We start from the raw sequence: 14,816 nt of genomic DNA, 5'->3' as shown, positions 1-14,816 counted from the left end.
ATTAATTCAAATTTGAACAAGAGTAGAGATATTTTTTGCAAGTAGCGTAACGCGCCATCCAGTTTATAATTGCGTTAAGAATAAAGTGCATCACCCACCCTACTAAGTATTGGCAAGCATTTGTGAACTTGTATATACACTAATATATCTAGCTTATAAAATTTTTAGCTAACTAGCTAAGTTGATATCACTACTTTTATCATCTTCCTCTAGCCCTAACCTTTCGTATAATTCACTAACAGATTGAGGCTCAACAATTTTTTCTTTTGCACGTTGTAAAGCAGTGAATAAACGAGTAGAGTTTGCTGGAAACCGAAGTAAGTAAAGTGTTTCTAGTAAGCTTTCTAGTTCAGTTTCAGAAATTAACACAACATTTTTACCATCAGGTCGGCTAATTCTGATTACCTCATTAGTCTCAATAAGTTGATTACAAATGCTATCTAAATTTTTAGCGGCTTCTTCTGATGTTATTTTAATTGACATAATAATTGACCGATTTTGACTAATTTTTTACCTTTTTAAAAGTACATACTTATTCGTAATGATATCGAGCTTTGAGGAAATCTATTCTGTCTTCGCTAACTAGATAAACAAGCCGATGCTCTTGATTGATACGACGCGACCAGCATCCAGAATACTCATATTTTAACGGTTCAGGCTTACCAATGCCTTCAAAAGGATCTCGTAAAATTTCCTTGACTATTTTAAGTATACGAAGCGCCATTTTCCGGTCTTTGCTAACCCAGTATTCTAAGTCTTCTATAAATTCTGGCTGAAATACAGCTTCACGCTGACGTTGAATGTCACCCTCATCACCCATGCAATCCAACCTTTAAGAGCCGTCTTAAATTTAATCGCTAATCTGTAAATAAGTAAGTAAGTAAAGTTAATTTGTATCAATACTTACCAAAACTCACTCAAAAAGATAATACAAGGAATGCGATCGCACTCTTTATCAGCTAATTACCAACAAAGCAATTTTGCGATTCGCATTCTTGATTACCTAACTAATTTCCTAATTCCCGATACCGCTTTTGAATCTCCTCAATTGAGAACAACGCTTCAAACTTTAATCCTGCTGACTGATATAACTCAGCGCCTCCTTGTAGGCGATCTACTAGTGCAATTACTTGCTCAACGGTATAACCTGCTTCTTTGAGGCGGTTGACTGCTTTGAGCGCAGATTGCCCAGTCGTGACCACATCTTCTAAAACTACAACTTTTGCACCCTCTGGCAAACTGGGCCCTTCAATATAAGCCCGCGTTCCATAACCTTTGGCTTCTTTACGTATAATTAGCGCTGGAATTGGGCGGTTTTCATAGACAGAAACTACACTGACTGCAGTCACAATGGGGTCAGCACCCAAGGTTAAACCAGCTACAGCTTGAGTATCTACAGGTAATAAAGGAAACAGTAAGCGTCCGACGGCTAAAGCGCCTTGGGGATGTAGTGTTACCTGCGTCTTGTTAACGTAATAAGAACTACGTAACCCAGAAGACAGAACAAAATCACCCTCTTGATAAGCGAGTTCACAGAATAAATCTAGTAAATTGTGGTGCAGGGTGGTCAAATCAGCAGTAGCTGCCCAAATATTGGAAGGGTTAGCGGTTTCAGTAGAATAAGTCATTACAAGACGTTATAAATTGTGCTACACCAAAGGTTGAACTCATCAGAGTTCTGAATTTAAGCATAAATTAAGATTCGCGCAAAAATTGAGGAGTAGGGAATATGGGTATAAAATTTCAGACCCCAAGTATTTTTTTACTACTGCTAGCTACTAGTATTGCTGTTCCCTCTGTGGCTAGCGCCCAAACAGCAACACCTAATTATGAAACGCCAAGTGAGGCACTGGAGCGAGCTTATTTCCGCCACGATCCAAATTTCTATCAAAATCGCAGCTTACAACGTCAAGTAGACTCCCTTGTTGGTGCTGGTTCCTTTGGCAATTCCTTTCCAGAAAATGAAATTGCCCGTGATGGTGAATTAATCCATAGTGTTTATCGAGATATGTTAAACCAACAAGCCACTAACGACCCTTACCTGCGTACCCCAGATTTACCCAACCCATACGGTACATCACTACTATTGTCTCCTCGTGCAAACGCCGAGCAGCTCAAAGTGGGGACTGAGTTTCGTTTCGAGACTTCAACAAGGTAAGAGTGTTGAGTGCTAAGTGATAAGTAGGTAGTAGTTAGTTAAAACTTAGCTATGAGACTATAGTAGTTTTTCTAGCTCCTAGTCCCTTAGTAGCTTAGTGCTCACAATTACAGTATTGATTAAATCCAGGGTGCAGGAGTTGAACCTGCCTTGGGCGAATTATGAGTTCGCTGCCTCAACCGCTCGGCCAACCCTGGTCGATTTTTTATTGTAGCGTGAGTTTGGTAGCTCGTGTACCCTCGAAGATAGTTTAGCAGATTTTTTTACTACATAATTTGATTCCGGAATAGTGCAGACTAATATTGATTAAGTTCTTTTAAGGATTGGGGTCAACGGAAGGCTGAAGTATGAAGTATAAAGTATGAGATTACTTTAATCATCAAGGCAAGGGATAAAACGACTTGTAGGCGATACAGAGTTCTGATTCGCTCACAAAATCCTTTAAACTTGAGATTTCTTTAGTCAACAGCTTCAATCGGTTTAAATAAAAGAGAATTATTCTGCAATAGCCTGTCAGCGATGAAAATTAATTCCACTGTACTTCTAACGTTAATTTTGTTAACCCTGATGTTAGGGGCAGGTTCTGTGAGCGCGTTTTGGGGGTTTACTCTAGGGAGTTCAGCACTTAAAGGGGTAACAACACCAGATGGTCGTCCTACAACCAAATTTACCAGTGCTAAGTCCTCTAACTCGCAGCAAGGAACCTTAGCGTTATTAAAAGAAGAAGAGATACTAAAAATTGTTAAGGCCAGAATTGAGGGTAAGACCAAAGCTGCTAAATCGGAAAAACTAGAGGAAGATGATGAAGAAACCAACAATAGTAAACAGAAGCCAGAGGAAAAACCCCAGGAAATAGCTGAGGAAAAACCCCAGCAAGGATTTCCTATTAATGCTGAAAACAAGGGCGTAACTCTCGCTGTGCAATCTGCTCGCTATTCCGGTGGAGATCTACTATTAAAGGTGAAGATGCAGAATAAAGGCGCTGATTCTGTGCGCTTTTTGTATAGCTTTTTAGATGTTACCGATGACAAAGGGCGAACTCTCAGTGCTAGTACAGAGGGTTTACCAGCAGAGTTACCGGCAAATGGCCCAGCCTTTTCAGGTACAGTTAGTATTCCTACCGCTCTACTTGATGATGTGCAAAAGGTTTCACTGGCGCTGACCGATTACCCTGCTCAACAATTAAAGCTGGAAGTTTTGAATATTCCTGTAGCAAAATAAGCGAGACAATTGTGATATGGGGAATTTGAGTTGGGAATTTGAGAGGAAAAGTCTAGTGAGTTGTTAAAAAAGTTTTTTGCTCTGCCAAGAAGAACTCGCAGTAGAGTGCGACAAGTTGTTAGACAACAGAACTGCGAAGACTAACTGAAAAAATTTGCTTTCAGATAAAACCCAGTTAATCAGCCTTACATAGCTGTAACCGGGGTAGTTGGGCACCAGGGATGGCGAAACAGCGCAACCACTATCCCCAATTCCCGAATCTCAAATCGTCAATTTCAGAGTGGGTGCGTAGTTGTACACGAGCTTTAGCAGTGAGTGCTTTTCCTAGCTTAATTTGGACAGATGTGGGGCTGCGATTGTTATCAGTGCTGCTACTGATTGCCATCAATGCTTTTTTTGTCACAGCTGAGTTTTCAATGGTGACAGTGCGGCGATCGCGTATCCATCAGTTAGTCCAAGCTGGTGACATTCCTGCGATCGCTGTGGAAATGTTGCAACGTAGTATTGACAGACTGCTATCTACCACCCAGTTAGGCATTACTCTTTCTAGTTTGGCGCTGGGATGGATCGGTGAAAGCTCGATTGTGGTTTTGGTGGATACATGGCTTAAATCCTGGCCTTTACCTGAACGAATGAGTTTGTTGATGGCTCATTCTTTATCTATCCCCATCACATTTTTTTTAATAGCCTATCTGCAAATCGTCTTAGGAGAACTTTGCCCCAAATCGGTAGCAATGCTGTACTCAGAACAGCTATCAAGATTTTTGGGGCCTTCAGTCAAAGCGATCGTGCGTTTTTTCAGTCCCTTTATTTGGATTCTCAACCAATCAAATCACTGGCTGTTAAGACTCTTTGGTATTGAATACACAGGTCAAGGCTGGAGACCACCTGTGACTCCAGAGGAATTGCAGCTGATTATCTCTACAGAACGGGAATCAACTGGTTTACAGCATTCAGAACGCGAATTGCTCAATAACGTCTTTGAATTTGGGGATGTGATGGCACAAGAGGTGATGATTCCGCGCACCAGCATTGTAGCTTTGCCCAGAGACGCTACCCTTCAAAGATTACTCAAGGAAATGGCTTCTACTGGTCACTCCCGCTATCCCATCATGGGCGAATCTTTAGACGACATTCGCGGCATTATTTACTTTAAAGATTTAGCACAACCTTTGGCGGTGGGAAAATTAACTTTAGAATCACCCATCCAACCGTGGATACGTCCAGCACGCTTTGTCCCAGAACATACCCCATTAAGTGAACTACTGCCCATGATGCGGCAAGAAAAGCCAGCTATGGTCATGGTGGTGAATGAATTTGGCGGTATTGTCGGACTAGTAACGCTGCAAGATGTAGTAGCGGAAATTATTGGTAGTGCAGGCGTACTTGATAGTGCTGAAGATTTGCTCATTCAAATGTTAAATGAGCAGACATTTCTAGTACAAGCACAAATCAACTTAGAAGACCTCAACCAAGTTTTAGATTTAAACTTGCCCCTAACTAAGGAATATCAAACACTAGGGGGCTTTTTGCTCTACCACCTCCAAAAAATTCCCGCCAAAGGGGAAACCTTCTTATTTGAGAATCTTGAATTTACGGTAGTTTCCGTCATTGGCCCCCGCTTACACCAAATTCAACTCCGCCGTTTGCAAGGCGATAGGTGAATTGGGTATGGGGCATGGGGCATTGGGCATGGGGCATTGGGCATTGGTAATGGGTAATTGGTAATTGGTGTTTGTCATTAATTATTTCTTCCCCTGCGCCCTGCCCCGTTGCTTTTCCCAGTCCCCAATCCCCATTACCCCTTATCCCCAGAGGGGGCCCCGAGTTCCCCAGTCCCTAAACATAAGCAACTGGGTCTTTCAAGCCTAATTCAGCAAAAGCTGCTAGCCTAAGGCGACAGGAATCACAGACTCCGCAGGCGATATCCGCACCAGCGTAACAAGACCAAGTGAGTTCCCAGGGAACGCCGAGTTGATTACCCAACTGGATAATTTCGGTCTTTTTCAGATTAATTAAAGGTGCCGCGATAGTAATAGGTTCGCCTTCTCGTCCTTGCTTGGTTCCCAGGCGAAAAACTTCTTGCATCGCTTGGATATAATCAGGGCGACAATCAGGATAACCAGAATAGTCTAAGGCATTGACACCGATGTAAACGCGTTCAGCTGCGATCGCTTCGGCGTAGGCGAGGGCAAAACTTAAAAAGATGGTATTCCGGGCTGGTACATAGGTGACAGGAATACTCTGCGACATCTCATCTAGGGAACGTTCCTCTGGTAAATCAATGCTACTGTCTGTCAGCGCAGAACCACCCCATTGCCGTAAGTCGAAATTTACTACCTGATGTTTAGCCACTCCAGCTTTTTGCGCCACTAACCGAGCTGACTCTAACTCGCGTTGATGTCGCTGTTGATAATCAAAGGAAAGAGCGTGACACTCATAGCCATCAGCTTTGGCTTGGTACAGAATTGTGGAAGAGTCTAATCCCCCTGATAACAGAATTACAGCTTTCATCGTGGATTTAATCTTGAGATTTTCAATCGCTAAATCTGATTGCTTGAGCCTTTGCACTCCTGTTGGCGATCGCATCTCTCTTACGCCCTAAAAATTCAAAGGTCAATATCTACTACTAGTGTCGTGAAAATTCGCTTCACAATCTGCAATAGTTGCAGATAATTATGTAAAAATTATTAAAGTGTATCATTGGTGATCTTTATCAGTAAATTTTTTCAATTTTTCTTCAGGCAAAAGTTCAGTGTGGGATTTTCATTTTTTCGTAATTTTACTGAGAAAAAATTATTAACTTCAATTTATCAATCTCTGATTGATCCAAATAATTATTACCTTTAGGTATTACTTAGGTTATTAAGTTAATAAAAAGACATCAGATATTTTGTGTAAGGTGTAAAAAATCTATCAAGGGTGAACTGACTATACAAAAGATACTCAGATTGCGGGAACCCATAACAAACTTTGAAATTCTTCATAAATAGAACCTCTATGTTACCATCTGGATGGTTTTAGACGGATCGTCACTGGCAGTTAAGTATAAAGGCCAACGACCGTAGCGTCTCTAAATTTGGTGGTTGAGGAGAGAATCATAGTGCAGGATAGCATGTCAGTAGCAGAACCAAATCTATATACACAGCGCAACCAACCACGACCAATTCGCATAGGCGTAATTGGGGTGGGTAACATGGGGCAACATCACGCCAGAGTCCTGAGTTCAATGAAAGATGTTGAACTGGTAGGTGTTTCAGATATTAATGTCGAGCGAGGATTAGAAACTGCTAGCAAATATAAGGTCAAATTTTTTGAAGATTATTGTGACCTTTTGCCCCATGTAGAAGCAGTTTGTGTTGCTGTTCCCACTCGCCTACATTACGCCGTGGGCATTAACTGTTTGTTAGCGGGAATTCACGTTTTAATTGAAAAACCAATTGCCGCAAGTATTTCTGAGGCAGAATCCTTGGTCAATGCTGCTGCTGAATCGCAGTGTATTCTCCAAGTCGGTCACATTGAGCGCTTTAATCCAGCATTTCGCGAACTGAGCAAAGTGCTGAAAACTGAAGAGTTACTAGCTATAGAAGCTCATCGGATGAGTCCTTATTCAGACCGAGCCAACGATGTTTCTGTTGTCCTGGATTTAATGATCCATGACATTGACTTACTTCTAGAATTAGCTGCTTCCCCTGTAGTGAAGTTAACTGCTAGTGGTACTCGTGCCCTAGATTCTGGTTATTTAGATTACGTGACTGCTACCTTAGGATTTGCTAATGGGATTGTAGCTACTTTAACTGCCAGCAAAGTGACCCATAGGAAAATTCGTCGGATTGTTGCCCATTGCAAAAATTCATTCACTGAGGCAGATTTTCTCAAGAATGAAATTTTAATTCATCGGCAAACAAATAACAGCTCTTTAAACGATCATCGGCAAGTACTTTATCGCCAAGATGGTGTAATTGAGAAAGTGTACACCACTAATATTCAACCTCTCAGCGCAGAGTTAGAACATTTTGTTAACTGTGTACATGGCGGAAATCAACCTTCTGTTGGCGGAGAACAAGCTCTCAAAGCTTTAAGATTAGCCAGTTTAATTGAGCAGATGGCTTTGGAAGAGCGGGTTTGGAACCCATTAGATTGGCAATCGGAACCCAGAGTGCAATCACTCACCCCGACAGTCTAAAAATTAAACAAGATTCAAAAGTCAAAAGTCGCAAGATTTTTGACTTTTGTTTTTTGTGTTCACCTTTACTCTTTTAATCCAAATTGCCAGTGAAATTTCTAGTTTTACTACGACTAAGTCTAGCTAGGTTCCAGCTAGCACAAATAATTAAATTTGGGCTTAAAGAACTGGCACATATATATTTTTTGATGGTTTTTGTGAATCTAAATTCCCAATTTCTCAGTCCGATAATTTTAGACTCTTGACCCTTGAACGCGACTTCAACCGCGCACAAGCCCTTACAGCCGTAAGGGTAGGAGACGGCTGCTCTGAGCTAAGCTACGCCCAAGTAATACGTAGTTAATATCAGACTGCATTAATCACAAAGCTTAGGAAAAACAAGCTACATTCCTAAGTTTCGATAAAGTTTAAAAAAGTTAACGCTGAATTTAACCACCACACTGGTGTAGTATTTGCAGGAAGTAACCAAATGCTCGAATGGATAACTAATACTATCAACTCCCTAGGCTATTGGGGAATTGCTCTATTAATGTTTTTAGAAAACCTTTTTCCGCCGATTCCTTCAGAGTTGATTATGCCACTGGCAGGATTTACAGCTAGTCCCTATCAGCCAGGAGGGGCAAAGCTAAATATCTTAGGTGTATTTGTCGCCGGACTAATCGGTTCTGTACTAGGCGCACTCATCTGGTACTACCCAGGAAAATTTTTAAGTGAAAAGCGCTTGAAATCTTTAGCAGACAAACATGGTAAATGGATTTCTATTTCTGGTAAAGATATTACTAAAGCCAACAACTGGTTTTACAAGCAAGGTAATAAAGCTGTATTTATTGGTCGTCTAGTGCCGGGAATCCGTACTTTAATCTCTGTACCGGCAGGGATGAGTAATATGAACTTGCTAAATTTCCTATTTTACACTACCTTAGGTAGCGCTGCTTGGGTAGGTTTGCTAACATACTCAGGATATTTGTTGGGTAGTCAGTATGAACTTGTGGACAAGTACCTTGCTCCTGTATCAAAAATTGTGCTTGGGAGCTTGGTGATCGCATTTTTCATTTGGGTGTTCAAACGTAAGCAAAAAACTACTAGAAAATGACATACATAAGCCTTTGTCCACAAAATTAGGTTTTAAAGATGCCTAAAATTGGCCTACACTATCCCAAATAATGCTAAATTCGCGATCGCCTGACTTAATTTTTTGCGTATTTCTAGCTACACTTGACGCAGCTGGAAATTTTTGGTAACTCCCATTTTTGTAAGATTGAGCAGGATAAGTTTTTACAGTTAAGTTAGGACTAGGAGCTTTTATGACAGACCAACCTTCCGCTGCCACCCCAATGAATGCCGCTGCTATTCCTATGAATAGAGTATCGGCATCTACCCCAATCAACGCTACTACTACTCCTAAGCCCAGTACCTCCTATTCAGGTAAGGCCATTCTCAGCGTTGATTTAGGTAGAACTTCTACTAAAACTTGTGTCAGCCGCGAACCAAACAATGTCGTTTTCGTACCTGCAAACGTCAAGCAAATGTCCATCGAACAGGTACGTGGTGGTGTGTTTGAAGCGCGTGCTACTGACCCTTTAATGGATTTGTGGTTGGAGTACCAAGGTAGTGGCTATGCTGTCGGTCAATTGGCAGCAGACTTTGGCGCTAATTTAGGCGTAGGTCAATCTAAAGTAGAGGATGCACTGGTAAAAGTTTTAGCTAGTGCTGGCTATTTCAAACTCAAAGACGAAATTTCCGTTGTTCTGGGTCTGCCTTTCCTGTCTTTAGAACAGTTTGAAAAAGAAAAAGCACAGTTGATCAGTGCGGTAACCGGGCCTCATGTTTTAAACTTCCGGGGTGAATCCGTCTCACTCAACGTCACTAAGGTTTGGGTAATGCCAGAAGGCTACGGCAGTCTGCTGTGGACGGAAGCTCAACCTCAAAAAGGTGCAACACTTCCTGATTTTACGAAAATTTCAGTTGCAATCGTTGATATTGGTCATCAAACCATCGATTTGCTGATGGTAGATAACTTCCGCTTCGCTCGCGGTGCTTCTAAGAGTGAAGATTTTGGGATGAATAAATTTTATGAATTGGTAGCTGCTGAAATCGAGGGCGCTGATAGTCAATCTCTAGCATTGATTTCTGCTGTCAATAAACCTAAGGGCGAAAGATTCTATCGTCCCAAAGGTGCAAGCAAGCCTACAAACCTAGATGATTTTCTCCCCAACCTAACAGAAATGTTTTCCCGTGAAATTTGTAGCCGTGTTCTAGCATGGTTGCCAGAGCGGGTTACAGATGTAATTATCACCGGAGGGGGTGGTCAATTCTTCTGGGAAGATGTACAACGTCTACTTAAGGAAGCTAAAATTAACGCTTATTTAGCTGCACCTTCCAGACAAGCCAATGCCTTGGGGCAATATATTTATGGAGAGGCGCAATTATCCGCCGTTCGCTCTTCTAGGGCTTAAAACTGATGTTCCAATGGTCAAAAAAAGTAGTGAAATCGGTCACGTTCAATCCAGGGGTCGCTGATGAAAGTTTGTTGGCGCTTGTAGAAAGCTATTTGGAGAAACAAGTCGATAAAACTTTCAGCGACCTGTGTAAAGAAGCTCTATGGCAGTCTTTATGTGTACCGGAATCAGTAAAACCTATTCCGCAAACAACAACAGCAACAACAGATGCGGTTGAACAACAAATCGGTAAACTGCAAAATCAACTGGCTGACCTTGAGGAACGCTTTTTTGCCAAGGAATCTCATCGGTTGGAGGTAATGGAAAGCCAAATTATGCAACTTACTCAACAAGTTGCTCATTTGGCTATTATGGTTGCTGAAAGACCAGTGATTCAGTATTCCGTGCCAACAACATCAGCCCCAGCAAGCTCAGTAGTGGAAGTAGTAAATAATACTTATATGCCACCTCCACCACCTCAAGAGGTTGATCCTGTAATCAGCCGACTTAGCCAGTTTCTCGATGATTTTTAAAGTAACATCAGGGCTTTGAGCATCTTTTGCTGTTATGTAAAATCCTTAATAGGAAAAACTATTAAGGATTATTAATATTTGTGTACATTTATATATTGATTTTAAAGATGCGATCGCAGTTTTTTCCGAACTGAGAACGCCATCTTTTTTGTTCTATCAAGGGAATAAACCCATCCCTGATCAATACTGCTCGGTTAAGGATTTTCAACTCGGAATTGGGTTTGGGGAAAAGGTGAAAGGGTAAGGGTTAAAGGTTTGTTCTTGCCCCTTTTCCCCTTCCTCTTTTGCCCTTAACCGACAAGTATTGCATCCCTGATTTATGCTTAGTAGCAATTATACTTAGTATTACCCTAGAATTTTTTACACAGGATACTGTATAAAATAGTAGAATCCGCAGGTAAAAAATTTAGGATACCTTCATGCCAGTTGTAGCGAACTCCATCAAATTTGGTACAGACGGCTGGCGAGGCGTGATTGGTGATGAGTTCACCTTTGAACGCCTCGCCTTAGTTGCACCAGTAGCAGCAAAAGTATTATATGATACGTATTTTCCTAGCGTTGGTAGCCGGACGATTGTTGTCGGTTACGATCGCCGATTTATGGCGGAAGACTTTGCCCGTGTTGTAGCCGATGCTGTTACCGCTGTTGGATTTGATGTGCTACTTAGCGAAACCTATGCACCCACTCCAGCTTTTAGTTGGGCAGCAAAACAACTCAATGCTTTGGGCGCATTGGTAATTACAGCTAGTCATAATCCTGGGTCATATTTGGGGTTAAAAGTCAAAGGTTACTTTGGCGGGTCGGTATCACCGGAAGTTACTCAAGAGATAGAAGCGCTATTACCGCAAGGAATACCGCCAAAAGCAGATACTCCAGGCAAATTAGAGATATTTGACCCTTGGCCTAGTTACACCGCAGGTTTAGAGAAGAAAGTTGATATTGCTAAACTGCGAGATGCCATAGCTTCTGGGAAACTGACTGTATTTGCGGATGTGATGCATGGGGCGGCGGCGGGTGGATTAGCCAGATTACTGGGCGATCGCGTCCATGAAATTAACAGCAATCGTGACCCTTTATTTGGTGGTGGCGCACCAGAACCCTTGCCTAAATACCTGTCAAAGCTATTTGAGGTGATAAAAACTCATCAACAAACCAATAAAACAGCTTTAACAGTGGGATTAGTGTTTGATGGGGATAGCGATCGCATTGCAGCTGTAGACGGATCAGCCAATTTTTTGAGTTCTCAGGTGCTAATCCCGATATTAATTGACCATTTAACCTTAAGACGCAATTTTAGTGGTGAAATCGTCAAAACAGTCAGTGGTTCTGACTTAATTCCCCTGGTGGCAAAATTACATAACCTCTCAGTGTTTGAGACAGCAGTAGGTTACAAATACATTGCTGACAGAATGCTAGCTGCAGAGGTGTTGTTAGGGGGCGAAGAGTCAGGTGGAATTGGCTATGGTAGCCATATCCCCGAACGGGACGCGCTGCTATCAGCCTTGTATGTTCTAGAAGCAATCGTGGAATCTGGAAAAGATTTAGGCGAATATTATCAGGACTTACAACAGCAAACTAATTTCATATCAGCCTACGATCGCATTGATTTACCCCTAGCGAGTATGGAAGTGCGATCGCGTCTTTTGCAACAACTGCAAACCCAACCTTTAACGGAAATTGCAGGACAAGCCGTAATTGACTGCAAAACTATTGACGGCTACAAATTCCGGTTGGCTGACCACAGTTGGTTAATGATTCGTTTTAGCGGGACTGAACCAGTATTACGCCTGTACTGCGAAGCCGCGACAATTGAGCGAGTACATCAAACTCTTGCGTGGGCGAAACACTGGGCAGAGTAAAATTAGTTTTTAGTCATTTGTCATTTGTCCTTTGTCCTTTGACGAATGACTAAAAACAAATGACAAATAGCAGAATGACACATGACTAAACTACTTGTAGTAGCCACCGGAAATCCAGGTAAATTGAAAGAAATGCAACAATACTTGGTTGATTCTGGTTGGCAATTAACTCTTAAACCAGAAGAATTAGAAATTGAAGAGACAGGCGATACCTTTGCGGCGAATGCTTGTCTAAAAGCTTCCCAAGTGGCCAAAGCTACGCAAAGTTGGGCAATTGCGGATGATTCTGGCTTACAAGTAGATGCGTTAGATGGCGCACCGGGGGTGTATTCTGCACGTTATGGTAGAACCGACTCAGAACGTATTGCTAGGGTATTGAACGAATTGGGAAGCGAAGTCAACCGCAAAGCACAATTTGTTTGTGCCGTGGCGATCGCTAATCCTCAGGGTGCGATCGTTTTAGAATCTGAAGGGGTTTGTCATGGCACAATACTCCATGCACCTCGCGGTAATCGTGGCTTTGGCTACGATCCAATTTTTTACTTTCCAGATAAGCAATTAACCTTTGCAGAAATGACACCACAGTTGAAGAGGTCGATTAGCCATCGAGGTAAGGCTTTTGAATCTTTACTTCCTCAATTGGCAGGATTGAGTACTAAATTTTGATTGAGATAAATTCATCAGATTTGACAATCTCAAGTCTTAAGTTAGATTGATTTTGGAATTAAGGGATGAAATCCTGAAATAAGTTCTGAATTTAAGTCTATTTAGTCAAATTATTAGCTTTTTTAGCTAACAACTCAGCAATGCCAGTTGCTGCAAAGGAGGATAACCTCAACGCCAGCTACCTACAACGGAAAAACTGTTTTCAGTGCTGGCTTTGCAACGCACTGGCTGATCAAAACTAAAAGTTCAGACTTTAGACGGCTTCGGTATTTTTTTCTCCAGTACGAATCCGCACAACTTGCTCTACAGGAGAGATGAAAATCTTACCATCACCAATTTCACCAGTGCGGGCAGCAGCAATAATTTTATCTACTACCATATCAACTTGGTTGTCTTCAACGACGATTTCTACTTTGAGTTTTTGCAGAAATTCAACGGTGTACTCCGAACCACGATAGCGTTCAGTTTGACCTTTTTGTCTACCGAAGCCTCGAACTTCAGAAACGGTCATACCGACAATCCCTGCATTAACCAAGGCAATTTTGACTTCATCAAGCTTAAATGGGCGGATAATCGCTTCTACTTTTTTCATGTTTTGGTCTCCTAAATTTCTACTAGCTTCGTTAATCTATCTAAGCAGATCCCTTGTCTCAGACTTTAACTAGTAGGATTATTTTAAAAATAATATGTAATAATTTACGACTTTATTTGCCCTATGGGAACAATTATGAAATTAGCCATGATAAATCTGACTAATTCAATAGTCGTTATGGTTATGACATGAGAAAAAATCCCTCTATTTAATATTAGAGGATGTGTGTGTTGCAACTAATATTTATAAAAATTCCCTGAATTAACCTCTAGGAGTTGAGCAAGTAATTTAAGAGCAATTGTGTAAGCAGCTAAAGCCAAAAACAAAAAAGTGAAATTAACGACTTTGATGTTCAAAGAAGGGACGCACAACCAAATACCCAGCAGTAAAAGCAGTGAGCATAATTAATAAAATTGAGATTGCTAACCACCATCCGCTTATTTCTTTGGTTTCTGACTCAGTAGGGCCATAATATCTAACTTCTTGCTCTTCTATTAATATTGTTTCCGGCATTGAGGGTAGCATTTCTGTTACAGGTACAGCAACATGAGTGCGATTGCCTTTCGTGGTGGTGACTTCGGGTTTAGCAGTTGGACGGGGACGTGCAACTTGCTGACGGGGACGTGCTTCCTTGGCTGGAGGCTGCTTAGTTGCGGCTGTAGTTTTCGCCTCAGGAGTAGGTACTGGGCGATCGCTTGGCTTAGTAGGTAGTGGAGTTGGTACATCCACCAACTTTTGCAAATGCAATAAAGACTCAACAACTTTGGTAATTTCTTGGCGCAGTAGTTGATTTTCTTGCACTAGTTTGTGATTTTTAGATGTCAGTGCATCTATTTGTATTTGTGCTGACTTTAACTCATCCGCCAACTCCCGATATACAGAAAGCGGTACAGATGGCGGCTGCGCTGGAGCCTTGTCTGCATCTGGATTGTAATAAATAGAACTTGTAGTTGTTACCATTTGTCGCCTGGTATTAAAAATCGAAGTAATTCATTATGTTGTAGAGATACTATCAGAGATAGTCAACTCTGAAACCATGCTGAAGAATTATTGAAAAATTATTGAATAGAGAAAAAAGTAGGGAATGGGTAATGGGTAATTGGTAATGGGTGATAGATATTTATTATTTCTCCCTCATCTTCCTCATCTCCCTCATCCCCCTC

At 41.5% G+C, this 14,816-nt stretch carries 15 protein-coding genes and 1 tRNA gene; 9 read left to right on the top strand and 7 right to left on the bottom strand.

Annotated features, from left to right (window positions below; genetic code table 11):
- Window positions 1-168: 168 nt before the first annotated feature.
- From HG267_RS11700 to pyrE, 3 genes are all read right to left on the bottom strand, one after another.
- A complete protein-coding gene (locus HG267_RS11700) occupies window positions 169-483 on the bottom strand; it encodes a type II toxin-antitoxin system Phd/YefM family antitoxin (RefSeq protein ID WP_045869126.1) in 315 nt (104 codons plus the stop codon).
- Between the two features lie 49 nt (window positions 484-532).
- Window positions 533-820, bottom strand: a complete 288-nt coding sequence (locus tag HG267_RS11695; RefSeq protein WP_045869125.1) for a Txe/YoeB family addiction module toxin — start codon at window positions 818-820, stop codon at window positions 533-535.
- A gap of 187 nt (window positions 821-1,007) precedes the next feature.
- Window positions 1,008-1,628 (bottom strand): orotate phosphoribosyltransferase, encoded by a 621-nt coding sequence (gene pyrE, locus HG267_RS11690; protein ID WP_045869124.1) that lies wholly within the window; start codon window positions 1,626-1,628, stop codon window positions 1,008-1,010.
- A 101-nt stretch (window positions 1,629-1,729) separates the two neighbouring features.
- Here pyrE and HG267_RS11685 point away from each other — a divergent pair, with 101 nt between their 5' ends.
- Complete coding sequence (locus HG267_RS11685; protein ID WP_045869123.1) at window positions 1,730-2,158, top strand: hypothetical protein; 429 nt, start codon at window positions 1,730-1,732, stop codon at window positions 2,156-2,158.
- A 124-nt stretch (window positions 2,159-2,282) separates the two neighbouring features.
- On the opposite strand, the gene HG267_RS11680 is transcribed toward HG267_RS11685, so the two are convergent.
- Window positions 2,283-2,355 (bottom strand) — tRNA-Ile (locus HG267_RS11680).
- A gap of 322 nt (window positions 2,356-2,677) precedes the next feature.
- Between HG267_RS11680 and HG267_RS11675 the strand changes: the two genes are divergently transcribed.
- Window positions 2,678-3,379 carry a hypothetical protein gene (locus tag HG267_RS11675; protein ID WP_045869122.1) on the top strand — a complete coding sequence of 234 codons (702 nt, stop codon included), beginning with the start codon at window positions 2,678-2,680 and terminating at the stop codon, window positions 3,377-3,379.
- Window positions 3,380-3,690: 311 nt separating this feature from the next.
- Window positions 3,691-5,043, top strand: a complete 1,353-nt coding sequence (locus HG267_RS11670) for a hemolysin family protein (protein ID WP_235623033.1) — start codon at window positions 3,691-3,693, stop codon at window positions 5,041-5,043.
- Window positions 5,044-5,218: 175 nt separating this feature from the next.
- Here HG267_RS11670 and queC read toward each other — a convergent pair whose 3' ends face one another.
- Window positions 5,219-5,893 carry a 7-cyano-7-deazaguanine synthase QueC gene (gene queC / locus HG267_RS11665; protein ID WP_194007718.1) on the bottom strand — a complete coding sequence of 225 codons (675 nt, stop codon included), beginning with the start codon at window positions 5,891-5,893 and terminating at the stop codon, window positions 5,219-5,221.
- Window positions 5,894-6,482: 589 nt separating this feature from the next.
- On the opposite strand from queC, the gene HG267_RS11660 reads away from it, so the two are divergent.
- The 6 genes from HG267_RS11660 (at window position 6,483) to rdgB (ending at window position 13,061) form a co-directional block, all read left to right on the top strand.
- Entirely contained in the window at window positions 6,483-7,565 is a 1,083-nt protein-coding gene (locus tag HG267_RS11660) for a Gfo/Idh/MocA family protein (protein WP_045869121.1), read from the top strand.
- A gap of 469 nt (window positions 7,566-8,034) precedes the next feature.
- Complete coding sequence (locus HG267_RS11655; RefSeq protein WP_045869120.1) at window positions 8,035-8,658, top strand: DedA family protein; 624 nt, start codon at window positions 8,035-8,037, stop codon at window positions 8,656-8,658.
- A gap of 211 nt (window positions 8,659-8,869) precedes the next feature.
- Complete coding sequence (locus tag HG267_RS11650) at window positions 8,870-10,021, top strand: ParM/StbA family protein (RefSeq protein ID WP_045869118.1); 1,152 nt, start codon at window positions 8,870-8,872, stop codon at window positions 10,019-10,021.
- Window positions 10,022-10,026: 5 nt separating this feature from the next.
- Window positions 10,027-10,536 (top strand): hypothetical protein, encoded by a 510-nt coding sequence (locus HG267_RS11645; protein ID WP_045869117.1) that lies wholly within the window; start codon window positions 10,027-10,029, stop codon window positions 10,534-10,536.
- Window positions 10,537-10,955: 419 nt separating this feature from the next.
- Entirely contained in the window at window positions 10,956-12,395 is a 1,440-nt protein-coding gene (locus tag HG267_RS11640; RefSeq protein ID WP_045869116.1) for a phosphoglucomutase/phosphomannomutase family protein, read from the top strand.
- A gap of 81 nt (window positions 12,396-12,476) precedes the next feature.
- Complete coding sequence (gene rdgB, locus HG267_RS11635; RefSeq protein WP_045869115.1) at window positions 12,477-13,061, top strand: RdgB/HAM1 family non-canonical purine NTP pyrophosphatase; 585 nt, start codon at window positions 12,477-12,479, stop codon at window positions 13,059-13,061.
- 253 nt (window positions 13,062-13,314) lie between these two features.
- Here rdgB and HG267_RS11630 read toward each other — a convergent pair whose 3' ends face one another.
- Both HG267_RS11630 and HG267_RS11625 read right to left on the bottom strand, forming a co-directional pair.
- The gene (locus tag HG267_RS11630; RefSeq protein WP_017749852.1) at window positions 13,315-13,653 is read right to left on the bottom strand and encodes a P-II family nitrogen regulator; all 339 of its coding nucleotides are present in this window, start codon (window positions 13,651-13,653) and stop codon (window positions 13,315-13,317) included.
- A 336-nt stretch (window positions 13,654-13,989) separates the two neighbouring features.
- On the bottom strand, window positions 13,990-14,613 hold the full coding sequence (locus HG267_RS11625) for a hypothetical protein (protein WP_045869114.1): 624 nt from the start codon (window positions 14,611-14,613) through the stop codon (window positions 13,990-13,992).
- Window positions 14,614-14,816: the final 203 nt, after the last annotated feature.

This window comes from Tolypothrix sp. PCC 7601, from assembly GCF_025677855.1.
Taxonomy (GTDB): Bacteria; Cyanobacteriota; Cyanobacteriia; order Cyanobacteriales; family Nostocaceae; genus Aulosira; species Aulosira diplosiphon.
Note: the sequence above shows the minus strand (reverse complement) of the source record. Positions and strands in the feature narration are given on the sequence as shown.

Bases quoted from the DNA above. Each gene is read 5' to 3' on its own strand.
- HG267_RS11650 (WP_045869118.1), top strand. From the start codon at position 8,870: ATGACAGACCAACCTTCCGCTGCCACCCCAATGAATGCCGCTGCTATT.
- pyrE (WP_045869124.1), bottom strand. From the start codon at position 1,628: ATGACTTATTCTACTGAAACCGCTAACCCTTCCAATATTTGGGCAGCT.
- HG267_RS11655 (WP_045869120.1), top strand. From the start codon at position 8,035: ATGCTCGAATGGATAACTAATACTATCAACTCCCTAGGCTATTGGGGA.
- HG267_RS11675 (WP_045869122.1), top strand. From the start codon at position 2,678: ATGAAAATTAATTCCACTGTACTTCTAACGTTAATTTTGTTAACCCTG.
- queC (WP_194007718.1), bottom strand. From the start codon at position 5,893: ATGAAAGCTGTAATTCTGTTATCAGGGGGATTAGACTCTTCCACAATT.
- HG267_RS11645 (WP_045869117.1), top strand. From the start codon at position 10,027: ATGTTCCAATGGTCAAAAAAAGTAGTGAAATCGGTCACGTTCAATCCA.
- HG267_RS11685 (WP_045869123.1), top strand. From the start codon at position 1,730: ATGGGTATAAAATTTCAGACCCCAAGTATTTTTTTACTACTGCTAGCT.
- rdgB (WP_045869115.1), top strand. From the start codon at position 12,477: ATGACTAAACTACTTGTAGTAGCCACCGGAAATCCAGGTAAATTGAAA.
- HG267_RS11625 (WP_045869114.1), bottom strand. From the start codon at position 14,613: ATGGTAACAACTACAAGTTCTATTTATTACAATCCAGATGCAGACAAG.
- HG267_RS11695 (WP_045869125.1), bottom strand. From the start codon at position 820: ATGGGTGATGAGGGTGACATTCAACGTCAGCGTGAAGCTGTATTTCAG.
- HG267_RS11640 (WP_045869116.1), top strand. From the start codon at position 10,956: ATGCCAGTTGTAGCGAACTCCATCAAATTTGGTACAGACGGCTGGCGA.
- HG267_RS11700 (WP_045869126.1), bottom strand. From the start codon at position 483: ATGTCAATTAAAATAACATCAGAAGAAGCCGCTAAAAATTTAGATAGC.
- HG267_RS11630 (WP_017749852.1), bottom strand. From the start codon at position 13,653: ATGAAAAAAGTAGAAGCGATTATCCGCCCATTTAAGCTTGATGAAGTC.